General features: G+C 62.3%; 17 protein-coding genes and 1 pseudogene. 9 read left to right on the forward strand and 9 right to left on the reverse strand.

Annotated features, from left to right (window positions below; translation table 11 throughout):
* Nucleotides 1–12: 12 nt before the first annotated feature.
* Genes OGV19_RS19630 through ptsP form a run of 3 tightly spaced genes read right to left on the reverse strand, consistent with a single transcriptional unit; the run spans nt 13 to nt 5548 of the window.
* Nucleotides 13–1752 (reverse strand): PTS fructose-like transporter subunit IIB, encoded by a 1740-nt coding sequence (locus OGV19_RS19630; RefSeq protein WP_264310263.1) that lies wholly within the window; start codon nt 1750–1752, stop codon nt 13–15.
* Nucleotides 1749–2696 carry a 1-phosphofructokinase gene (pfkB, locus tag OGV19_RS19635; protein ID WP_264310264.1) on the reverse strand — a complete coding sequence of 316 codons (948 nt, stop codon included), beginning with the start codon at nt 2694–2696 and terminating at the stop codon, nt 1749–1751. Before pfkB ends, OGV19_RS19630 begins: the two co-directional genes overlap by 4 nt.
* Entirely contained in the window at nt 2696–5548 is a 2853-nt protein-coding gene (ptsP, locus tag OGV19_RS19640; RefSeq protein ID WP_264310265.1) for a phosphoenolpyruvate--protein phosphotransferase, read from the reverse strand. The genes pfkB and ptsP overlap by 1 nt, the downstream gene beginning before the upstream one ends.
* Before the next feature lie 285 nt (nt 5549–5833).
* Here ptsP and cra point away from each other — a divergent pair, with 285 nt between their 5' ends.
* Both cra and OGV19_RS19650 read left to right on the forward strand, forming a co-directional pair.
* Nucleotides 5834–6829 carry a catabolite repressor/activator gene (gene cra, locus OGV19_RS19645; RefSeq protein WP_264310266.1) on the forward strand — a complete coding sequence of 332 codons (996 nt, stop codon included), beginning with the start codon at nt 5834–5836 and terminating at the stop codon, nt 6827–6829.
* Nucleotides 6830–6831: 2 nt separating this feature from the next.
* The gene (locus tag OGV19_RS19650; RefSeq protein WP_264310267.1) at nt 6832–7608 is read left to right on the forward strand and encodes a TatD family hydrolase; all 777 of its coding nucleotides are present in this window, start codon (nt 6832–6834) and stop codon (nt 7606–7608) included.
* A gap of 116 nt (nt 7609–7724) precedes the next feature.
* On the opposite strand, the gene ampE is transcribed toward OGV19_RS19650, so the two are convergent.
* The 3 genes from ampE to OGV19_RS19665 all read right to left on the reverse strand — a co-directional run bounded on the left by ampE (nt 7725) and on the right by OGV19_RS19665 (nt 11381).
* Nucleotides 7725–8555, reverse strand: a complete 831-nt coding sequence (gene ampE / locus OGV19_RS19655; RefSeq protein ID WP_264310268.1) for a regulatory signaling modulator protein AmpE — start codon at nt 8553–8555, stop codon at nt 7725–7727.
* A complete protein-coding gene (ampD, locus tag OGV19_RS19660) occupies nt 8552–9118 on the reverse strand; it encodes a 1,6-anhydro-N-acetylmuramyl-L-alanine amidase AmpD (protein WP_264310269.1) in 567 nt (188 codons plus the stop codon). The genes ampE and ampD overlap by 4 nt, the downstream gene beginning before the upstream one ends.
* Before the next feature lie 88 nt (nt 9119–9206).
* Nucleotides 9207–11381: a DUF1631 domain-containing protein gene (locus tag OGV19_RS19665; protein WP_264310270.1), complete on the reverse strand. Its 2175-nt coding sequence runs from the start codon at nt 11379–11381 to the stop codon at nt 9207–9209.
* A 242-nt stretch (nt 11382–11623) separates the two neighbouring features.
* On the opposite strand from OGV19_RS19665, the gene nadC reads away from it, so the two are divergent.
* Nucleotides 11624–12472 (forward strand): carboxylating nicotinate-nucleotide diphosphorylase, encoded by an 849-nt coding sequence (gene nadC / locus OGV19_RS19670; RefSeq protein ID WP_264310271.1) that lies wholly within the window; start codon nt 11624–11626, stop codon nt 12470–12472.
* A 139-nt stretch (nt 12473–12611) separates the two neighbouring features.
* On the opposite strand, the gene OGV19_RS19675 is transcribed toward nadC, so the two are convergent.
* A complete protein-coding gene (locus OGV19_RS19675) occupies nt 12612–13547 on the reverse strand; it encodes an IS110 family transposase (RefSeq protein WP_264309399.1) in 936 nt (311 codons plus the stop codon).
* A 304-nt stretch (nt 13548–13851) separates the two neighbouring features.
* On the reverse strand, nt 13852–14814 hold the full coding sequence (gene trxB / locus OGV19_RS19680; protein WP_264310272.1) for a thioredoxin-disulfide reductase: 963 nt from the start codon (nt 14812–14814) through the stop codon (nt 13852–13854).
* Nucleotides 14815–15143: 329 nt separating this feature from the next.
* On the opposite strand from trxB, the gene cysZ reads away from it, so the two are divergent.
* From cysZ to OGV19_RS19705, 5 genes and pseudogenes are all read left to right on the forward strand, one after another.
* Nucleotides 15144–15908 carry a sulfate transporter CysZ gene (gene cysZ / locus OGV19_RS19685; protein WP_264310273.1) on the forward strand — a complete coding sequence of 255 codons (765 nt, stop codon included), beginning with the start codon at nt 15144–15146 and terminating at the stop codon, nt 15906–15908.
* Nucleotides 15909–16033: 125 nt separating this feature from the next.
* Nucleotides 16034–16561 carry a sigma-70 family RNA polymerase sigma factor gene (locus OGV19_RS19690; RefSeq protein WP_264310274.1) on the forward strand — a complete coding sequence of 176 codons (528 nt, stop codon included), beginning with the start codon at nt 16034–16036 and terminating at the stop codon, nt 16559–16561.
* The gene (locus OGV19_RS19695) at nt 16558–17499 is read left to right on the forward strand and encodes a FecR domain-containing protein (RefSeq protein ID WP_264310275.1); all 942 of its coding nucleotides are present in this window, start codon (nt 16558–16560) and stop codon (nt 17497–17499) included. The genes OGV19_RS19690 and OGV19_RS19695 overlap by 4 nt, the downstream gene beginning before the upstream one ends.
* A gap of 84 nt (nt 17500–17583) precedes the next feature.
* Entirely contained in the window at nt 17584–20121 is a 2538-nt protein-coding gene (locus OGV19_RS19700; protein WP_264310276.1) for a TonB-dependent siderophore receptor, read from the forward strand.
* Nucleotides 20122–20184: 63 nt separating this feature from the next.
* Nucleotides 20185–20268 (forward strand): annotated as a pseudogene (locus OGV19_RS19705) (sulfate transporter CysZ); the annotation flags it as partial.
* Nucleotides 20269–20398: 130 nt separating this feature from the next.
* Here OGV19_RS19705 and OGV19_RS19710 read toward each other — a convergent pair.
* Nucleotides 20399–21712, reverse strand: coding sequence for a methyl-accepting chemotaxis protein (locus OGV19_RS19710; RefSeq protein ID WP_264310277.1), 1314 nt, complete (start codon nt 21710–21712; stop codon nt 20399–20401).
* Between the two features lie 178 nt (nt 21713–21890).
* Here OGV19_RS19710 and OGV19_RS19715 point away from each other — a divergent pair, with 178 nt between their 5' ends.
* Nucleotides 21891–23105, forward strand: a complete 1215-nt coding sequence (locus tag OGV19_RS19715; protein WP_264310278.1) for a glycosyltransferase family 4 protein — start codon at nt 21891–21893, stop codon at nt 23103–23105.
* Nucleotides 23106–23110 lie beyond the last annotated feature (5 nt).

The raw sequence follows: 23110 nt of genomic DNA on the forward strand, positions 1-23110 counted from the left end.
CGCCCCTCTACCTCACCCCTTCACCGGCGCCACTGCCAGCTCCACTTGCTCGCTCTTCTTGATCACCGCATACACCACAGCCGTCAGCAGGCTCCCCGCCACGATCGCCAGCAAGTACAGCAACGCATGGTTGATGGCATTAGGGATCAGCAGCACGAACAGGCCACCGTGCGGCGCCATCAGCTTGCAGCCGAAGTACATCGACAGTGCACCGGTCAAGGCCCCCCCGGCCACGCTCGCCGGGATCACCCGCAGCGGGTCCTTGGCGGCAAACGGGATCGCACCTTCAGAGATAAAGCACAGCCCGAGAGCCAGCGCGGCCTTGCCCGCCTCGCGTTCACTCTGGGCGAACTTGCGCCGGGCAAGGAAGCTGGCAATGCCCAGGCCGATCGGCGGCACCATGCCAGCGGCCATGGTCGCCGCCATGGGCGCGTAGCTCGACGAAGCCAGCAGGCCCACCGAGAAGGCATAGGCCGCCTTGTTGATCGGGCCGCCCAGATCGACGCACATCATGCCGCCGAGCACCAGCCCCAACAGGATGGCGTTGGTGGTGCCCATGCTGTCGAGGAAGTGCGTCAGCCCTTCGAGCATGGCCGCCACCGGCTGGCCGACCACGTAGATCATCACCAGGCCGGTGAACAGGCTGGCCAGCAGTGGAATGATCAGGATCGGCTTGAGCGCTTCCAGGCTGCTCGGCAGCCGTGCCCAACGGGCAATGGCCTTAGCGCTGTAGCCGGCCAGAAACCCGGCGATGATGCCACCGATGAAGCCCGCGCCCAGGGTGCTGGCCAGCAGCCCGCCGATCATGCCGGGCGCCAGGCCCGGGCGGTCGGCGATCGACCAGGCGATATAGCCGGCCAACAACGGCACCATCAGCTTGAACGCCGCTTCGCCGCCAATTTGCATCAACGCCGCCGGCAAGGTGCCTGGCTCTTTGTAGGCCTCGATACCGAACACGAACGACAAGGCGATCAGCAGACCGCCCGCCACCACCATCGGCAGCATGAACGACACCCCGGTGAGCAGGTGCTTGTACACGCCGGTCTTCTCGCCCTTGCCTGTGCTGGAAGCCGCAGCGGCATCAGCAGCGTTTTCCACCTTGGCTTCGGCCAGGGCCTTGTCCAAGGTGGCGTGCGCCTGCTTGAGGGCAATGCCGGTGCCGCAGCGGTAGATGCGCTTGCCGGCAAAACGCGCCGTGGGGACTTCGATGTCGGCGGCCAGCAGCACCACGTCGGCCTCGGCGATGGCTTGGGCGGACAATGGGTTGCGTGCCCCCACCGAACCTTGAGTTTCCACGGTGAGTTGGTAGCCCTTCTGCTGCGCGGCCTGCTGCAAGGCCTCCGCGGCCATGAAGGTGTGCGCGACACCGGTCGGGCAGGCCGTGACCGCCACGATCCGTGCGCCAGCGGCCGTTGCCGCTACAGGGCTGTTGGGCACATCCACCAACAGCTGAGCCTTGGCCGCCGCCTCGTCGAGGAAACCCTCGCGGTCGGCCAGCGCCTGGGACGGTGTGCTCTGGTACACGCGCTTGCCAACGAAACGGGCCAGGTCCACCGGCCCGGTGCTGACCACCAACACCCAATCGGCTTCGCTGATCTGCGCCGGCGTCAGCTGCCGCTCAGGGTGCTCGGCATCCTGCACCTCGACGCTGGTGCTCCAGCCGCGACGCTGGGCAGCTGCGGCCAGCAAGCGCGCGCTCAACACACTGGACACCTGGCCGTTGGGGCAGGCGGTGACAATGGCAATGTTCATCGGCAACCCTCTTGTTGTTCTGTCAGTTGCACACCGGCTTCAAGGCGTATCAGTTGCTCGCGGTCACGAATGCCAAAGCCGACCTGGGTCACGGCCTGGGCTGCGATGGCAGTAGCCCGGCACAAGGTCTGGGCAGGCGTCTCGCCCAGCAACAGGCCATGGACCATGCCCGCCACCAGCGAGTCCCCCGCCCCCACGGTGCTGGCAACCTGCACCTTAGGTGGCTGGGCCTGCAGGGCGAGGTCGCGGGCAAACCAGCTGACGCCCTGCTCGCCGGCGGACACCACCACATGCTCGACACCGCTGGCCAACAGCCGCTCGGCCGCAGCGCGTTGCTGCGCTGGGCTTTGCACGTCCAGGCCAAGCACCTCGCCCAGTTCCTCGGTATTGGGTTTGACCAGCCACGGCGCGCTTTGCAGGCCGGCACGCAGGGCTTCGCCGCTGCTGTCGAGGGCGACCTTGAGGCCTTGCGCCTTCAGTTGTTCGAGCAACTGGCGGAACCACTCGGGGCTGATACCCCGGGGCAGGCTGCCCGCCACCACCACTGCATCATGCCCTGGGGCGATCTGTTCCAGGCGCCGCAACAACGCAGAGCGGGCGGCCTCATCGACCTCTGGCCCCTCGCCATTGATATCGGTCACGCGGCCATCGGCTTCGACCAGCTTGATGTTGCTGCGCGTCTCGCCCGGTACGCGGACAAAACAATCGGCAAAGCCACGCCAGTCGATCAAGGCCTCGAACGGCTGCAGGTTGTCCTGCCCGAGAAAGCCACCAACAGTGACGCTGTGGCCAAGGTCGGCCAGTACCTGGGCAACGTTCAGCCCTTTGCCCGCCGCATGGCTGTGTTGGGCCTGGCTGCGGTTGACGTGCCCGGGGCGCAAGGTATCGAGGCCGATGGTGATATCCAGCGCCGGGTTCAGGGTAAGGGTGAGGATCTTGGCCATCAGTAACGCTCCACCAGCGCGCGAACCGCCGCGGCGCTGTCCTGTTGCAAGGCTTCGCGCGCCAGGGCGCGGGCCGTCTGGTGATCGGCCTGGCGGACCAGGGCTTTGACTTCGGCAATGCTGCGGGCGGCGACGCTCAATTCGTCCACATCCAGGCCAAGCAACACGGCCACCGCCTGCGGGTCGGCGGCCAGCTCGCCGCACACGCCCACCCACTTGCCTTCGGCATGGGCAGCGCGCACGGTCATGTCGATCAGGCTCAACACCGCCGGGTGCAGGCCGTCGGCCTGGGCCGAAAGGCTCGGGTGGCCACGGTCGATGGCCAGGGTGTATTGGGTCAGGTCGTTGGTGCCGATGCTGAAGAAGTCCACTTCGCGGGCCAACTGCGGCGCCAGCAAGGCTGCCGAGGGCACTTCGACCATGATGCCCAGTTGCAGGTCTGCCACCGGGATTTCCTCACGCAAGCGCTCGACCATGGCCCGCGCTTCGCGCCATTCGTGCACCTGGCCGACCATCGGGAACATGATCCGCAGCGGGCGCTGGTCGGCTGCGCGCAGCAGTGCGCGCAACTGGTCTTCCATGATCTGCGGTTGCTGCAAGGTCAGGCGCACACCGCGCACGCCGAGGAAGGGGTTGTCTTCGGCAGCGATCGGCCAGTAAGGCAGCGGTTTGTCACCGCCCACATCCAGGGTGCGCACCACCAGGGGCCGCCCACCGAGGCCATCGAGCACGCGGCGGTATTCGGCTTCCTGGGTGGCCACGTCCGGCGCCTGGGGGTGGGCCATGAAAATCAGTTCGGTGCGCAGCAAGCCGACGCCTTCGGCGCCCTGCTCCACGACCTTGTCGATACCGCTGCTCTCGCCGATGTTGGCGAACACCTCGACGGCATGGCCATCGCGGGTGACTGCCGGCTCATGCCGGTCGGCCCAGGCCGCCTGCAGGCGCTGCTCGCGCTGGTCGCGCTCGGCCAGGGCGCGTTGCAGTTCAGCGGCCGCTGGGGCAACACTGACCACGCCGCGTTGCCCATCGAGCAGCAATGGCGTGCCGGCATCGAGCAGCAAAATCGCCGCACCGGCGCCGACTACAGCGGGGATGCCAAGGGCGCGGGCGACGATGGCGCTATGGGCCGTCGCGCCGCCCTGAGCGGTGACGATACCGGCAACCCGGCTCGGGTCCAGCCGGGCCACATCGGAAGGGCCGACCTCGGTCATCACCAGCACATAAGGCTGCTCAGGTTCAACGTGCGCCTGCACGCCGCACAATTGGGCCAGCACGCGGCGGCCGATGTCGCGCAGGTCGGCGGCACGTTCGGCGAGCAAAGCGTCGTGCAGCGACTCCTGCTGCCTCGCGGCCGCCTCAATCACTGCCATCCACGCCGCCGGGGCGCTTTCGCCCTGGGCCAGGCGCTGCTCGACATCGTCGGCCAACGCCGGGTCGGCGAGCATTTCCTGGTGAGTGACAAAGATCTCGCCAATGGCCTTGTCGCTGCGCTGCACCAAGGTGTGCAGCTCGCTGTTCACCGTTGCCAAGGCATCGCGCAGCTTGACCCGTTCCTGGGCGAGGGATTCACCGCGCAGGGGGTAATCGATGGCGCGCTCGACGCAGACGTGGGCCGGCCCATGGGCGATGCCCGGCGCCGCGCCAACACCCTGGATCCGGCTGCCCGCAGCAGGTGCCTGAAGCACTTCCAGCGGCGTGCAGGCAAGCGGTGCAGGGCTTTGCGGCAGCGGCTCGACGTCCTCGCCCAGGCCTGCTTCGATGGCCGCCAGTAGCACCGGCAACGCATCAGCGGCGATGCCGGGTTCGGCTATCAGCTCCAGTTCCTGGCCACGCCGGGCGCCGAGGCTGAGCAGCTTGCTCAGGCTTTTGACCGACACCGCCGGCTGCGCGCTGTCGGTAAGCCGCACCCGGACTTCACCCTCGAAGCCCTTGGCCAACTGCGCCAGCACCTTGGCCGGGCGGGCATGCAAACCATGCGGGTTGGCCAGCACGATGCGCGCACTCGGCCAATCCACCGGCGCCTCGCCGCCCAGCACCTGCAGGACCGCACGGCTGTTGGTGGCCTGGTAGAGCATCTGCCCGCGCCCTTCGATCAGCACCTCGCACAAGCGCTCAAGCAAGGCCTGATGAGCGGCGCCAAGGCTGGCCAGGCAGAACAGGCCGTTAAGCGGCTGATCGCGATAGCGCAGGGGTTGCTGCGGGGTAATGAACGCCAGGCCAGGCTGGCGCACCTGGCGTTCGCTGTGCAGCCACCACAGGCCCTCGCCCAATGGCAACGGCTCGGCCTGCTGCAGCACGGCAGCAAAGCCACTGTCGACGCAACCGGCGCGCTGCAGCAGGCGCGCACCGCGCCAGGCCAACTCATCGAAATCTTCAGCTGGCAGGTTCAGACCGACCAGTTGCGCATCCAGCGCCAACGCCTGCGGCGCGCCTTGCAACAGTTTGAGCAAGGCCTCGGCCGAGCTGGCCCGACGCAGCGCTTCGGCAAGGTCCGTCTCGCCCAGGGCGCGGGTCAGCAATTGCAGCAAGCGCAGGTGTTCATCGGAGCGGGCGGCAATGCCGATGGCCAGGTAGACCCTTTGGCCATCACCCCAGTCCACGCCTTCGGGGAACTGCAGCAGGCGCACACCAGTGGTGTGGACCAGGTCCCGGGTCTGCGGTGTGCCGTGGGGGATGGCAATGCCCTGGCCGAGGAACGTCGAGCCTTGCGCCTCGCGGGCCTGCAGGCCTTGCAGGTAGCCCTCGGCGACCAGGCCGTCGGCAACCAGCTGATCCGCCAGCAGGCGCAATGCCTCGGCCTTGTCCGCGGCCTTCTGGCCCATGGCTATTTGCCCTGTGGCGAGCTCGAGCATGACCTTCTCCTTTTGCAGTGCCCAGGTCGGGTACTGAGGTATTGTTGTGAAATTCACGAAAACGGCCAGTTCAACCGCCTTGCACAGATAGCCGCCGAGGCAGAAAATTTGGCAGCTGAATCGTTTAATCTGACCAGGCGGCCACGTTACTCGATAATCTCCCGAGGAAAAAGCCCCATCCTGTCGGACAATTGCGACAATGGTCGTCTGCGCGTGAGCGCAGCTCCGGGTCAAACTATCCGGTCTGGCCTCGCAGCCAGCCCCGGTAATAACAAGGAAAATTCGGTGAAACTCAGCGATATCGCCCGTCTGGCCGGTGTGTCCGTGACCACTGCCAGCTACGTCATCAATGGCAAGGCCGAACAGCAGCGCATCAGCAGCAGCACTGTCGAGCGCGTGCGCGCAGTGGTCGAGGCCCATGGCTTTACGCCCAACCCGCAAGCCGCTGGCCTGCGCAGCCGGCATACCCGTACGTTGGGCTTCATTCTCCCGGATCTGGAGAACCCCAGCTACGCGCGCATTGCCAAACAGCTCGAACAAGGCGCCCGCGCCCGCGGCTACCAGTTGCTGATTGCCAGCAGCGATGACCAACCGGACAGCGAGCGCCAATTGCAGCAGTTGTTCCGCGCCCGTCGTTGCGATGCACTGTTTGTCGCCAGCTGCCTGCCAGCCGAAGACGACAGCTACCGTGAACTGCAGGACAAGGGCCTGCCGGTGATCGCCATCGACCGCCGCCTGGACCCCGCGCACTTCTGCTCGGTCATCAGCGATGATCGCGACGCCAGCCGCCAGTTGGCCGCCAGCCTGCTGAGCGCGGCCCCGCGCAGCATCGCGCTGATCGGCGCGCGCCCGGAGCTTTCGGTCAGCCAGGCCCGTGCCGGCGGGTTCGACGAGGCCCTGCAAGGCTATGCCGGTGAGGTACGTCGCTACCAGGGCGAGGCGTTCAGCCGCGAATGCGGTCAGCGCCTGATGCAGCAACTGATCGACGAACAGGGTGGTTTGCCAGATGCCCTGGTGACCACCTCCTACGTGCTGCTGCAAGGCGTGTTCGACACCCTGCAGGCGCGCCCCGCCGACTCGCGCCAGCTGCAGCTGGGCACCTTCGGTGACAACCAGTTGCTCGACTTCCTGCCACTTCCGGTCAACGCCATGGCCCAGCAGCACGGGCTGATTGCTGCTACGGCGCTGGAGCTGGCCCTGGCAGCCATCGAGGAGGAGCGTTACGAACCCGGCGTGCACGCCATCGGTCGAACCTTCAAGCAACGCATTACAGCGGGCTGAGCATGCGCCTGATCGACACCCACACCCACCTCGACTTCCCCGACTTCGACGCCGACCGCTCGCGCCTGCTGGCCAACGCGGCGGCGCGAGGAGTGGAACGCATGGTGGTGCTGGGGGTGTATCAGGCGAATTTCCAGCGGGTATGGGACCTGGCCTGCGCCGAAACGCACGTGTTTGCAGCCCTTGGGCTGCATCCGGTTTATCTTGACCAGCATCGCCCGGAACACCTTGCCCAACTGCGCGACTGGCTGGAGCGCCTGCGCGGCGACCCACGCCTGTGCGCCGTGGGCGAGTTCGGGCTGGACTACTACCTGGAAACGCTGGACAAGGGCCGCCAACAGGACCTGTTCGAGGCCCAGTTGCAGCTCGCCTGCGACTTCGAGCTGCCCGCGCTGCTGCACGTACGCCGCAGCCATGCCCAGGTGATCGCCACGCTCAAGCGCTACAAGCCGGCCCGGGCCGGGGTCATCCATGCATTCGCGGGCAGCTACGAAGAGGCGCGCGAATACATCAAGCTCGGTTTCCGCCTTGGTCTTGGCGGGGCGGCTACCTGGCCGCAGGCGTTGCGGTTGCGCAAGACACTGGCACGGCTGCCGCTGGACAGTGTCGTGCTGGAGACCGATGCGCCGGACATGGCCCCGGTGATGTACCCCGGGCAGCGCAACAGCCCGGAGCACCTGCCGGAGATTGCCGTGGCGTTGGCTGAGGTGATTGGCATAGAGGTGGACCTGTTGGCTAACGCCAGCAGCAAGAATGCCTGTGAGTTATTTGGCTGGTAGTGCAGGCCCTTTCGCCCATGGAACAAAACTTGACTCATTGATTTAGCACCGACGCTGTGGGAGCGGGCTTGCCCCGCGAACACCGGCGAAGCCGGTGCCATGCTCCGCGTGGCAGGTCAGACCAGCACGGTCCACAACGCAAACCCGGCATACCACAGCACCGCACAGCGCAGCAGCAACTCCCACAGGCTGTCTAACCGGCTCAGGCCACGCTGGCTGTCCTCCTGCTCGGGAATATCGTCGGCAATCCGGCCAACACGGGCCACCAGGTGCCCGGCGCTGATGTGCCAGTTGAGCAGCTCGTGCAGCATGACGCGGGTCACGGCGACGAAGTTACCAACCAGCGCGAAGCTCAAGGTCATTACCCGCACCGGCAGCCAGTCCATGATGTGCCGCAGTTGCTCGGCACGCGCCTTGAGCGCGGGTTGCTTGCTGTGCTCACCGCACAGCGCCAGCAGGCGATAGGCCAATGCAGCACCTGGGCCGAGCACGAAATACCAGAAGATCACGGCAAAGAAGCTCTGATAGGCCTGCCACAGCAGGTAGCCTTGCACGCGCACCAGCAGGCTATGGGGTTCGTCGGCCACCAGGCCCAGGTCGCGCTCGGCAACGTGCAGGGCAGCCTGATCATCACCCCGCCGCCAGGCATCGCGAAAAGGCCCCAGTGCCGCCTTGGCGTCGCCACGGCCCAGGCTGTAGATCAGCACCAGCAAGTGCACCGGCAACGCCAGCAGCCCATAGGCCACTGGCTCCAGCACATGCAGCAGCAGGACCAGCACCGCCACCGGCGCCAGCACCAAAATGGCCAAGGTCCACCAGGGGTGCACCTTGCCGCTACGCTCCAGGCGCACCAGCTCACCCAGGAAAAAACCGTCGCGCTGTACTTGATGGCGCAATGCCGAGAATTTCTCGACCCACAGTGCCAGCAGCAAAACCAGAAAACTCATGGGTTGTCCTCGTTATCCTTCACGGTTTGGCGATAGCGATGCCAGTCGAATGCCGGGCCTGGGTCGGTCTTGCGCACTGGCGCAATGTCGCTGTGGCCCTGGATGCGCGCAAGGCTGATGACCGGCCAGGCGTTACGGATCTGCCGGGTGAGCTGCTCCAGCGTGGCGTACTGGGCATCGGTGTAAGGCAGGTCGTCAGTGCCTTCGAGCTCGATGCCGATGGAAAAGTCATTGCAGCCCTCGCGCCCGTCGAAACTCGACACCCCGGCATGCCAGGCGCGGTCGAGCAACGACACGAACTGGGTCACCGCGCCATTGCGCTCGACAAACAGATGCGCCGATACCGTCAGGTGACTGATGCTCGCAAAATAGGGGTGTTCATTGGCGTCCAGGCGGTTCTGGAAGAATTCCTGAACCTTGCCGGTGCCGAAACACGCTGGCGGCAGGCTGATGTTGTGGATCACCAGCAAGGAGATCGACTCGCCCTCGGGGCGTGCATTGAAGTTCGGCGAAGGGCAGTGGGTGATTCCGTGGAACCAGCCGGTGGCACGGTCCAATTGCATGGGGCAGATCCTGAAAAAACGCCGGGTACAGAGCAGCAGTATGCCCTGCGTCCGAGGCCGTTTGCATGTGAATCATTGTAATGGTGGTTCAGCGGACCTGCCGTTGCCGCAGCCCTTCGAGCACCGCTTCCAGCGCCCGTTCGAACAGCAAGCCGTCATCGAGCACCCGCACTTCCCCCCGCTGCATCGCCAGGGCAAGGCTGCCAATGTTCCACTCACGCACTTTCATGCCCGTGCGATTGGCGAAGACCAGCCGATCGCTGCTGTCGATACGCGCCACCAGCTTGCAGCGCAGTGGCTGGTCTTCATCGAACACCTCGACCCAGGTGCCGATACGCAAACGCTGCACCTGGCGCAGCTCCGAGGCGTGGCCGTCGGCCACGTGCAGGGGCGCACAAGCCGGCTCTTCGGCCAGTGCCAGCACGATGTCCTCGGCCACAAGCACCGCCTCAAGCTCCGGGTGGTCATCGGCCAGGGGCCCTTGCGACGTGGAGCAGGCGCGCAGGTGCAACTGCTCCAACTGCAAAAAGAAGTCGCGGGTAGCGGTCGAGTCCAGCGCCACGCCAGCCAGGCCTTCGCGCAGTGCCTTGAGCAGCCCAGGCAGCGCTTGCAGCAATTGCTCACACGCCTGTGGGCCGTGGTGCGGGGCGATGCTGGCAAGCAGCGCGTCCAGGGTGGCCAAGGCGTTGTGCCAGGCCTGGGAGCCCTCGCCCTGCTTGAGCCACGCCAGCAACATCACCTGGCTCCAGGCCTGCACCAGCATCTGTACCACCACCTGCGGCAACACCCGTCCACGTAGACGCTGGTTGAGCACGTGCTGCACCTGCTGGCGAGCTTGCAAGGTGCGCGCCCGGCCCTCTTCGGCGTCGCGCGTGCGTTGTTCGAGCAGCTCGTTGCGGCGGCGTTCGTCCTGGCTGAAAGCGATAAAATCGTCGAGCAACTCGGCGAACAGGCTCGGGTCTTCGGTAAAGTCGTTGAGCAGGCGCTGAATGATTCGCTCCACCCGCACATGCAAACTGTCGCGCAATCCTTCACCCCCCTTCTCCCAACCGATCGCAGCACCCGCAATCTCGTTGAGCAAGCGGCGGGCCGGGTGGCTGGCACGGCTGAACAGCCCTTTGTCGAGCAGCGCGACCTTGAGCAGCGGAATATGCAGACGCGCGATCAGCGCCCTGAGGCTGGCCGGAAGGTTGTCGTCGTTGTGGATGTACTCGAACAGCAGGCCGACCAGATTGATCATGTCTTCATCGGCCGTGGCGATGCGCCGGCGTGTGCCACTGCGCACACTTACGCGCAACAGCAGTTGTTCAAGCTGCTGGCCGAGCTCGAAGTCATCTGCCGCCTGCGTGGCGGGTACATAGTGCTGCAGGTGTGAGAGCAGGCGTAGCAGGTCGGCGGTGCTGATCGGCCGGGCAGCGGCCACGGCCTGCAAACGCGGCGCGATCTGCCCCCGCGCCGGGGCCAGGAGTGTTTGCAGCGAAGCAAAATACGCTTGCCCCGCACTGTCGGCGCCCACCTGCCCCTGTGCCTCCAGGCTTGCCGGCCGACGCCCGGCGCTCATGCGCCGGTCCTCGGCGCGCCGCCGTGGGGCCGGTTGCAGCTCGGGCAGCACGCCGGCTGCGGCGAGCAACTGGTTGGCCTCGGCATAGAGCACATCCACATCACGCAGCACGTAGCGTTCGAAAAGCTTGAGCAGGACCAGCTTCACCCGTAGACCAACCCCCAGGTTGCGGCCGGCTTCGAGGAAATAGCCGCACAGGGCGGCGGGCCCAACTGGGTTCTGCTGCTCGCCCACAGGGCGATCAAGCAATGCCTGCAAGCGCAGGCCCAGTTGCTGCAGGGCAACGCCATCGCGCGACAGCACCCGCGCGACCATGCCATCGAGGGCCGACGCACGCTCTCGTTGGCTCTTGTTGCCGGTACTTTCCCCGCCATCCAGGCCGCCCAGGGGGTCGAGCTTGCCGATGCTGGCGAAGGTGCCATAGAACGTATCGAGAAAGCCGCGCTCGATGCTTTTGCGCTTCAGACGCAAATCACGCATTGCTTCGAAATACAGGTTTTGGTCGCAGCGTTCAAAGGCCTTGTCGGCCATCTCGAAGAGGGTGTCGTCGGCGTTGTCGAACAAGCCTTGCAGGCCTTGACGCAATTGCAGTGCAGCTTTGTCCCGCACTTGCAGGAGCACCACCGGAAGGCAAGGCAGAGGCGTGCGCGCGCCCCGGTCGATGGCTGCCGCCAGCGGCACCACCTTGCCTTCTTTATGCATCCTGAACTCCTTGCAGGTTCGCTTGCCCGTCAGTGCAATGAATCGTCAAAACCATGACGCCAAATACTGGGCACCATTATCGGCAAAAATTCTGATAGCTGCCAGCGCCGTATCGCTTGCAGGAAAATGACTCTGTTCTGGGTCAGACGCTCACACCGACCGACCAAAGGTCACTCGCTATGCGGCTGTACACACCGGCCCCCTGCCCTATAATCGCCGGCATCTAGCTTGTGGAGCCGACCATGCCGAACCTACGCCTCGCCGACCTGACCGCTGAAATCGAAGCCAACGTGCGCCGCGCGCTGCTGGAGGACATCGGCAGTGGCGATATCACCGCGCAGCTGATCCCGGCCGAGCGCCTGGCCAAGGCGACCATCATTACCCGCGAGGACTGCGTGATCGCTGGCACCGCCTGGGTCGATGCCGTGTTCCGCCAGCTCGACCCACGGGTGGCCGTGCACTGGCAGGTAGCCGACGGCGAGAGGGCGGTGGCCAACCAGCCGCTGTTCCACCTGGAAGGCCCGGCACGCTCGCTGCTCAGTGGTGAGCGTAGCGCGCTGAACTTCCTGCAGATGTTGTCTGGTGTCGCCACGCGCGCGCGCTTTCTGGCCGACATGGTCGAAGGGACCCAGGTACGCCTTCTCGACACCCGCAAGACCCTCCCAGGCCTGCGCCTGGCGCAAAAGTATGCGGTCACCTGCGGCGGTTGCGACAACCACCGTATCGGCCTTTACGACGCCTTCCTGATCAAGGAAAACCACATCGCCGCCAGCGGTGGCGTGGCCGAGGCAGTGGCGGCGGCGCACCGTATCGCCCCTGGCAAGCCGGTGGAAATCGAGGTGGAAAGCCTGGACGAACTGCGCCAGGCCCTGAATGCGGGTGCAGATATCGTCATGCTCGACGAGCTGACCCTGGATGAAATGCGCGAAGCGGTGCGCATCACCGCAGGCAAGGCCAAACTTGAGGCCAGCGGCGGCGTCAACGAGAGCACTTTGCGGGTTATTGCCGAGACTGGCGTCGATTACATCTCCATTGGTGCCATGACCAAGGATGTGAAAGCCGTTGACCTGTCGATGCGCTTGAGCCTCTGAGGGCGCGCGGCGCTTGTACCCCGGATAACATGGGTCATTGTGGGAGCAACTGTCTTCTTGTGGAAGCTGGCCTTGCCGGCGATGGGGCGCGTAGCGCCCCAGGCCCGGCTGTGCCGGGCATCGCCAGCAAGGCTTGCTCCTACGAATGAGCTATTTGCTCCTTCCAGGGCGTTCCGGTCTTGAGCATCGCATTTAGCCTCACTATCAATACTCGCATACACGCCACCACCGATACTTTCGCGCACTTCCCCTGGGCTCGCAGTGCTTTGTAGCGCTCGCAGAAGTCCTTGTTGTGCCGTATCACCACCCAGCAGGCCATATAGAGCGCCCGCCTGACTTGTGAGCGCCCCCCCCAGATTGAACGCTTGCCCGACTGCTTGCCGCTGTCCTGGTTGAACGGCGCAACACCGACCAAGGCGGCAATTTCCTTCTTATCCACCTGGCCCAGCTCTGGCAGCAAGGCCATCAGCTTTCCGGCAGTAATCAGACCAATTCCTTTGACTTGAGTGAGCTGTTTAACCCGGTCATCAGGCAAAGCTGCTGCCTGCTGTGCGATCTCTTGTTCCAGCGCTCGAATTTCACCCTTCAGATAGGCGATGTGTTGTTCCAACCGCAAACAAACACTGGGAGCCCGCGCCTGCTTCAGGCGCCGCTTGTCATCGTCGCGCTGTTGGACGAAGCGATCCCGCTGCATAAGCAGTTCGCGCAGCAAGGCCCGCTCGGGTGTCATCACCTGGCAAGGCCGTGGGGGCATAACTTCAGCCAGGTGAGCCAAAACAGCTGCGTCAATGGGATCGGTCTTGGCGCGTTTACCCATCGACTTGGCAAAGTCCCGGGCACGACTGGGATTGATCCGGCAAACCGGAAAATCGGCATCCTGCAGCGCTTTGAGGACATTGCACTCGTAGCCACCGGTAGCTTCGAGCAAGACCATTGAAACTGCATACCCGCCAAGCTTTTCGACGAGCAGTTGGAATCCCTTCAAGTCATTGGAAACACTGAAGTTCACCCCCTCAGGGCGGATGTGAACAGCAAGTGTGGCACTGGAAACATCGATGCCGACAGAGGAAGACATGGCCAAACCCTCTTAAACTCAAGGAGTGAGAGCGCTTTGGCTTGGCCCACGCTTGTGATTCGAGATTACGCCCCTCATCCAACTGTTCGGGCTCTCGCCAAAGTGGAACGGTGAATGGCAGCTTTTGCTCCCACACGTGCTCTGGGCACCTCGGGCTATCAGCTTGCCATTCACCGCTCTCACTTCAGATTCTATTCCCTCTCCAAGACACAAGCGGGCTTGCCCGCGAAGCGGCCCGAACAGGCGCAGCAAATTCCAGGCATAAAAAAACCGGCCAGATGGCCGGTTTTTTTTCGGGCATGGATCAGAACGCGGCGTTGGCCAGGCCGTCCAGATAACGCTCGACGTCCAGCGCGGCCATGCAGCCAGCACCGGCCGAGGTGATGGCCTGACGGTAAACGTGGTCTGCCACGTCGCCGGCTGCGAACACACCTTCGACATTGGTGGCAGTGGCATTGCCTTCGCGGCCGCCGTTGACCACCAGGTAGCCGTCCTTGAGGGTCAGCTGGCCTTCGAACAGCGAGGTGTTCGGCGTGTGGCCAATGGCGATGAACACACCGTCGACCTTGATTTCGTCGCTGCTGCCATCGTTGTTCTTCAGGCGTGCACCGGTCACACCCATGTTGTCACCCAGCACTTCGTCCAGGGTGGCGTTGAGCTTGAGCTCGATCTTGCCTTCGGCCACGCGGGCGTTGAGCTTGTCGACCAGGATTTTTTCGGCGCGGAAGGTTTCGCGACGATGCACCAGGGTCACCTTGCTGGCAATGTTGGCCAGGTACAGCGCCTCTTCAACGGCGGTGTTGCCGCCGCCGACAACCGCTACCGGCTTGTTGCGGTAGAAGAAGCCATCACAGGTGGCGCAGGCCGAAACACCCTTGCCCATGAAGGTTTCTTCCGACGGCAGGCCCAGGTAGCGGGCGCTGGCGCCGGTGGCGACGATCAGGGCATCACAGGTGTAGGTGCCACTGTCACCCTTCAGGGTGAACGGCTTGCTGGCCAGATCTACAGCGTTGATGTGGTCGAAGACGATCTCGGTCTCGAAGCGCTCGGCGTGCTCCTGCATGCGCTGCATCAGGGCTGGGCCGGTCAGGCCATGGGGGTCGCCCGGCCAGTTGTCGACTTCGGTAGTGGTGGTCAGCTGGCCACCGGCCTGCATGCCGGTGATCAGCAGCGGCTTGAGGTTGGCACGGGCAGCATAGACTGCGGCGCTGTAACCGGCAGGGCCGGAACCGAGGATGATGACGCGCGAATGACGTACTTCAGACATGTCGAACTCCTGTCGAGCCGGCCGCACGGGGCCAGCATCGGTGTGCCGGCGGTGCCAGCTGGAATTTAAAAAGGACCCACGCAACCTTGGGGAAGGCTACAACGCGTTGGTCCAAAACCTAAAAGTTGAGCGCACTGTAGCGAGGTCGCAAAGATTAAGGAAATATCCTTCGACAATCCACCTCATAGGCATCGTCTATCCAGCAATTTCATTCACCAAAAACGCCCTGATGCTTTTGTTACAGCCGGTTTCTCCGGCATCGCCCGCCTTTCGTCGGCGCAACAAACTCGGTAAGGTCAGCGCGTTTTCCTTATGTTCGGAGTGTCTCGATGCAAGCCCCTGTCCTCTCTGGCCCCCAGTATCTGCGCGAAGGCCTGAAACTGGTGCTGAGCCCGAACCTGCGGTTGTTCGTGCTGCTGCCCCTGGCAGTCAACCTGCTGCTGTTCGGCGGCCTGATCTACTTTGCCGGCCATCAGTTCAGTGTGTGGGTCGACGCGCTGATGCCGACCCTGCCCAGCTGGTTGAACTTCCTCACGTACATTCTCTGGCCACTGTTCGTCGCGCTGGTGGTGCTGATGGTGTTCTTCACCTTCACCCTGGTGGCCAACGTCATTGCGGCGCCGTTCAACGGTTTTCTGGCCGAAAAGGTCGAGGTGGTGGTGCGTGGCGAAGACAATTTCCCCGCCTTCAGCTGGGCTGAGCTGGTGGCCATGGTGCCGCGCACCTTCGGCCGCGAGATGCGCAAGCTGGGCTACTTCCTGCCACGGGCCATCGGCCTGTTCATCCTGTCGCTGATCCCGGTGGTCAACGTGGTTGCCGCGCCGCTGTGGCTGATCTTTGGTGTCTGGATGATGGCTATCCAGTACATCGACTACCCGGCGGACAACAACAAGATGAGCTGGCAGGACATGCTTGCCTGGCTACGCAGCAAGCGCTGGCAGTCATTGAGCTTTGGCGGCATTACCTACCTGGCGCTGATGGTGCCGGTGGTCAACGTGCTGATGATGCCGGCGGCGGTGGCCGGGGCTACGTTGTTCTGGGTGCGTGAGAAAGGCGATACCCGCGTCATGAAACCGTCCAACCAGAGCACCTGATAACCCCAATACGGACACGTTTCAGCTCCCAAGTCTTTAGGCAAGATGGCAATTCCCAATCGCAGCTTAACGGCATACAATCGCGATCAATTCTTATCCGCATTGGCACAACCAAGGAGTTGCAGGTGTCCAAGGGATCACTGTTGCCTTCCTCACCTCACACTGACATAGACCTTCTGTATCGCGATCACAGTCAGTGGCTTCTGACATGGATTCGAAGACGGCTAGATAACAAGGACCAGGCAGCAGATATCACACAGGATACATTCGTACGCTTGATCAGTAGCGCTTTGGTGAAAGCCCCTCGGGAACCCCGAAGCTATCTCGCAACTGTGGCCAAACGGTTGATTATTGACCAGTCACGTCGCCGCCAGCTGGAGAAGGCCTATCTGCAATACATGGCTGATGAGCCTCAGCTCTTGGCGTGCTCACCAGAGCGTCGTGTGCTTGTGTTGGAAACGCTGTTGCAACTGGCCGCAATGCTAGAAGGTATGGGAGAGAAAGTGCGACAAGCCTTCTTCTATGTCCAGCTTGACGGGCTTTCGTATAGCGAAGTCGCCGCGCGGCTAGGCATCTCGGTAAGTTCGGTAACCAAATACATGGCCAAGGCCACGGAGCGTTGCCTGTTCTACGAATTGGACGCCGAAGCGTGACCCTGTCAGACAGGCACCTTGCATTGCGTGCTGCTGCTCAATGGCATGCCCGACTGGGGGCCGCTCCTGAGTGCCCAAAAGAGCAGGTCGAATTCCAGAGCTGGATCAAGCTAGATCCACTCAATTCCTGGGCCTGGGAACGAGTAGAGCACCTGCAAGCGGGCTTACAAGATGTTCCTGGCGGGCTAGCGCGGCATGCCCTGAGCAATAACACTGGCGAAGCAGGACGCAGGGTAATACTCAAAAGTGTGGTATTGGGACTGGGCCTGGCAGGTCTTGCCTGGAACGGCTATCAACGCTCTGCGACATGGCTTGCTGACCTGCGCACGGGCGTGGGAGAACGACGCAATGTGGTTCTAGCCGACGGCACTCGCTTGTTCCTCAATACAGCTTCAGCAGTGGACATCCGCTACGATGCAGGCGAGCGGCTGCTAATTCTGCATGATGGCGAAATTCTGGTTGAAACCGCTTCAGACCCCCGCCCGTTCAGAGTGCGTACCATCCACGGTGAAATGCTCGCCCTCGGCACCCGGTTCGACGTCCGCATGTATGGCGACCACACCCGGTTAGCGGTGCTGGAACATACCGTGTTAGTGCACAGTGCCAGCGCACCAGACCCCGTCAAGGTGGAGGCCGGTATGGGGCTGGACTTTGCCAATGGACAGCTCCCATTCCCTAAGGCTACTGAGATCAACGAGAGCGCATGGAGCCAGGGACGCTTGATCATTAATGAATGGCGCCTAGATCGCGCCTTGGTCGAGTTGGAGCGTTATCGGTTTGGCTTCATACGGTGCAGCGATGAGGTCGCCGACCTGAGAGTTTCAGGCGTATTTCCGCTGGACGACATTGACCGGGCATTGATGGTCATCGCTCAGGCATTGAAGTTGAAGGTACACCGCCGTACTCGCTTCTGGGTACAACTGACCTCTGCGACCTAATTATTTCACATCGCCATTGTCGGTTTGCGCAACTCGTCCGTGCTCTCTTCCAACCGCCTGAGAAAGGCACCTGAAGGAGCAGCCATGTCACGCCTCACCCAGCCTCTCGGCAGACCACGACCTTGCCTTCGCAAACTGATTTTGGGAGCCACGCTTGCCCTACAGGCAGGGCTCCTGCAACCGCTGCTCGAGGGGGGCAGCCAGGCTCACGCCAAGCAGTCGCTGAACGCCTACAGTATTGCACCGGGCTCCTTGGGCGTAGCACTCAATCAGTTCGCTCAGGAAGCCGGCGTCGTATTGTCCTTCGATGCTACTTTGACAAAGGGCCGCCAGTCAGCTGGCCTGCATGGCCAATACAGCGTTGAAGAAGGTTTCTACTCCTTGCTGGGTGACAACGACATCCAAGTGATCAAGGTGGGCGCTAATTACCTCTTAACAGAGAAGGCTAACAGAGACTCCGCGTTTCAATTAGGGGCTACCCGCGTCAACGCTGATCGCCTCGGAGATGTAACTGAGAACTCCGGTTCCTTTACCACCGGCAGCGCTGCCGTTGGTAGCAAGGTCGCCACAAGCCTTAAAGAAGTGCCCCACTCAGTGTCGGTGATGACCCGCCAGCGCTTGGACGACCAGAACCTCACCAGCCTTACCGATGTGATGGACAAGACCACGGGTGTCACCCACTCTCGTGCCAGCCAAACTGCCGGCTCATCGCTGGGTAACGATAGCAACTTCTATTCCCGTGGATTCCAAGTCAACAACATCCAGATAGACAGCGGCGCACCGATGGACACTGTAATGGTGGGCTTTGGCTCAGTGAGTCAGCTGGACATGGTGCAGTTCGATCACGTTGAGTTCCTGCGGGGTGTGGACGGATTGTATTCAGGTTCAGGTGACCCCGGCGGTACTATCAACCTCGTACGCAAACGTGCCCTGGACCATAATCAGCTGACCTTCTCCACCTCAGCAGGAAGCTGGGATAACTACCGCTCCGAGCTGGATATAACCGGCCCTCTCACCCAGGCAGGCAATGTCCGAGGCCGGCTTGGAACGGCCTATCAGGACCGAAAATTCTTCTACAGCCCTGGCAACATGAAGACGAAGGTTCTCTACGGCTCCCTGGAGCTCGATGTCACATCGGATACCCTGTTAACCCTGGGCGGTAGTTATCAGGAACACGACGGTGTGAGTAACTTTTCAGGCCTACCTCGCTATGCCAACGGCGACGACCTGAAACTCTCCCGCCGCACCTCGCTGACCACTGATTGGAACCACACACACGAAACGACCCAGCAAGGCTTCATTAGAGTTCAGCATAACTTCACGCCAGACTGGGGAATAACGCTAGACGCCATGCGAATGGAGATGGACCGAGACGCGATGGGCGTTTACTCCATCGGCGCTGTCGACCCTTCGGATAACACCGGTAGCACGTTCTGGGCCTTCCCGGCCAAGACCGGCATGGACCGAACTGGTTACAGCGCAACCATCAAGGGCGGCTTCGGCCTCTTTGACATGTACCACGATGTGGTCATTGGCGCAGACTATCAGAAAGGCAACGCCTGGACCGAGCAATACACTACAACTAGCGACGGTACACCGGTTGACGTATTCAATCCGCAATTGCCGGCCAGTGCTAGCTTTTACCCCACTAAAGATGACTACCATATCACCAAGAAGAAATCGCTGTTTGCGATGACTCGACTGAGCATAACTGATGCACTAAAGCTCTCCCTCGGGGGGCGCATCACAGACTACGCGTATGAGAGCGACTCCCCCTATTACAAACCGGATGGCAGCCCCAATGGCGAGCTAGGGCTTCGTGAACTCCAAGATACAGGTGTCTTCACGCCATATGCCGGCTTGACCTATGACATAAACCAGAACTGGACAGCTTACACCAGTTATGCTGAAACTTTCCGCCCTCAATACCAGGAGCGAACCCGTGATAACGGCACGCTCGCTCCAGTCGAGTCGAAGAACTACGAAGTCGGCATGAAGGGCGAGTTCTTCGAAGGTCGACTGAACACTGCCGTATCTCTATATCGCGCCGTTCAGGAAAACGTTGCAGTGGCCGATGGGCCCGTTGAATACAACCGGTATAAAGGTTATCTGTGCTGCTACGTTAGCCAGGGACAGACTGTCAGCCAAGGGATTGACGCGGAGATTAGTGGGGAACTGAAACCGGATTGGCAATTGATTGCGGGTTACACTTACAACCACAGCCGCGATAAGGATTCCAGCACTTCCAACTACCGCAACATTACCCCCAAGCATCTGTTCAAGCTTTGGAGCACCTATCAATTACCAGGGCCATTGCAAGCGTGGAAGATCGGTGCTGGAGCCATTACACAAAGCTCGAACTACGTTAGCGGTACCACATATGCCTACAACCCGAGCTCTGGACGGTTCGACGGCGATGAGCAGCCGTTCAAGTTTGTCCAGGCCAGCTATACCATCTGGAGCGGGAGCATCGACTACAAAATCGACGAGTACTGGTCAGCCACGCTGAATGCTAACAACCTCTTTGACAAACGGTACTACCAGACTGTTGGGGATACCACCGCAGCCAACTTCTACGGTGAGCCAAGAAACTTTGCTGTGACACTTCGTAGTAAGTTCTAACGAAAGAGCAGCCTTAAGGCACCCCGACAACAACAAGGTGCTGCGCAGCAAGCGCTGCAGTCGCTGGGCTTCGGCGGCATCACCTACTTGGCGCTGATGGTGCCGGTGGCCGGGGCTACGATGTTCTGGGTGCGTGAGCGCGACTAACGCCAGGCGCGGCCTTGTGTAGGAGCGGCCTTGCGTCGCGAAAGGGCCGCGTAGCGGCCCCAGGTTTTTTAGCATCGCCGCAGACATTGCTGGGGCTGCTACGCAGCCCTTTCGCGACGCAAGGCCGCTCCTACCCGAGCCGGCTGGAGAACTGCCCGACTACATCCACCACCCGCTTCGCGCCGTCCTGGATCTCGACGATCACATGGCCGGTTTCATCGGCCAGCGACAGCCCCTGCTCAGCCTGACGCTTGCTGGTGTCGATAATCGCTACCGCAGCCTGGGCCAATTGCTCGTTCTGCTGCACCACCCTGGCAATTTCTTCGGTAGCAGTGCTGGTACGCGAGGCGAGCTGGCGTACTTCATCAGCGACCACTGCAAAACCACGCCCCTGCTCGCCCGCCCGGGCCGCTTCGATGGCGGCGTTAAGCGCCAGCAAGTTGGTCTGCCCGGCAATGTCGCTGATGGTCTTGATGATCGAGCCGATCACTCGCGACTGGGTATCCAGCGCCTGAATGCCTTCGGCCGCTTCCTGCATCGACGACTCCAGCCCCCGCATGACGCTTACGGTCTGCGTGACCACGTCGGTGGCCTTGCGCGCACTGGCGTCAGTACTGAGGGAGGTGTTAAAGGCGATGTCCGCCGCCTCGGCAACCGCTTGCTCCTGGTTGACCTGGTCGGTGATCACAGTGGCAAACTTGACCACTTTGTACAGCACATCATGGGCATCAAAGATCGGGTTGTAGGAGGCCTCCAGCCAGATGACCCGGCCATGGGCATCGATGCGCTTGAACCGTTCAGCCACGTACTTGCCCCGGCGCAGCTTGTCCCAGAACGCCTGATAGCCCGCCGAATTGGCCTCGGCCGGTTCGCAGAAGATGCGGTGATGCTTGCCACGGATCTGCTCCAGGCGGTAGCCGACCGATGTCAGAAACCGTTCGTTGGCGGTCAGGATGGTGCCGTCGAGGTTGAATTCGATCACTGCGGTGGAGCGCATCAGCGCCTTGATCAGGCTTTCATGCTCACGCGATGTTTCGATGGTGCGGGTAAGGTCGCTGGAGTGCAGGCTGAAATACTTGATGCGCCCTTCGCTGTTCTTGACCGGCTGCAGGATGGAGCGCAGCCAGGCTTCCTGACCATTGCCGCGCAGCAGGCGGAAGGCCCCGTTAAGATGCTCGCCACGGCTGATCGCGGTTTTCATGCGCTGATAGAAGTCGAGCGTCTTCACATGGGCCGGGACAATGTCCTCGAGCTTGCGCCCAAGCAATTGGTCGGCACGGTAGAGCATCTCGCTCTCGAAGTTACCGTTGACCATCTCGATCCGTCCCTGGGGGTCGAGCTGGAGCACCAGCATCTCGCTGTCGAGGCTGCTCTTGACCTGCTCGACGGACATCAGGTCTTCACGCAGTTGCTGGATTTCTTGCTTGAGCTTGTTGTTGAACATTACCGCTCTCCTGGAGCGCAGCACGTAATCGAATGCATCTTCATCGGCTGCCGGTACTCGCTTCTTGAGTGCCCTCCACGCAAATATTCATAAAGTTGCAACAACCGGCAATCAGGCGTCACCTGCACGTCACGAGGCCGTCACATGGGCGCAATGATGCAAGCGGAAACTTTTTGTCATGAATACACCCGCCCTACGCATCACCCTCGTCAGCGAAACCTTCCCACCCGAGATCAACGGTGTAGCCAACACCCTTGGCCGCCTCTGCGAAGGGCTGCGCCAACGTGGGCATGACATCGAGATCGTACGCCCCCGCCAGGCCGGCGAAGCGCCTGTGCACAACGATCCGCATGTGCTGCTGTGCCGCGGTTGGGGCTTGCCCGGCTACCCCGGCCTGCAATGGGGCGAAGTGTCCATGCACAAGCTGCTGCGGCGCTGGCGCAGGCAACGCCCGGATGTGCTGTACATCGCCACCGAGGGGCCGCTGGGGCTGAGTGCACTGCGTGCGGCGCGGCGCCTGGGGGTGCCGGTGGTCAGCGGCTTTCATACCAACTTCCCGCAGTATTCCGGCCAGTATGGCCTGGGTCTGCTGGCACGCCTGCTCACCCATTACCTGCGCTGGTTCCATCGCCGCACGGCAATCACCCTGGTGCCCAGCGTCAGCCAGCGCCTGGAACTGGAGCGCCGTGGTTTCGAGCGCCTGGAGCTATTGGCTCGCGGGGTCGATGCCTGCCTGTTCAACCCTGCGCGGCGCAGCCAGGTGCTGCGCGAAAGCTGGGGGCTTGGCCCGGATGATATCGCCGTGCTGCATGTCGGGCGGTTGGCGGCAGAAAAGAACCTTGGCGTGCTGCGCCCGTGCCTGGACGCCCTGCAGAAGAGTTATCCACACAAGCGCCTGCGCCTGATCGTGGTCGGTGATGGCCCGCAGCGCGCCAACCTCCAACAGCAGGTGCCTGATGCCGTGTTCTGTGGTGCCCAGCGCGGTGAGGTACTGGCCGAGCACTATGCCAGCGGCGACCTGTTCCTGTTCCCAAGCCTGACCGAGACTTTTGGCAACGTGGTGCTTGAAGGCATGGCTTCAGGGCTGGCAGTGGTTGCCTACGATGAGGCAGCAGCCGCGCAACATATTCGTCATGGGCACAGCGGCGCGCTGGCGATGCCAGGGGATCAGGCGGCGTTTATCGATGCAGCGTGCTGGTTGCTGGAAGAGGAGGAAACCCTGCGAAGGGTACGCTTGAATGCGCGTCAACACGCCAGCCGCCAGGGTTGGCCGGGGATTGTCGAGCAGTTCGAGAATTATCTGAGTGTTGCTACAAGAGAGAATAGCGCACAGCCGGGGAGTGCCAGCTCAGTGGTCGAGGTCAAACCTGAGTCATCTCAGACGCAAGGATGAGCGGA

The organism is Pseudomonas putida (assembly GCF_025905425.1).
In the GTDB taxonomy this organism is placed as follows: Bacteria; Pseudomonadota; Gammaproteobacteria; order Pseudomonadales; family Pseudomonadaceae; genus Aquipseudomonas; species Aquipseudomonas putida_AF.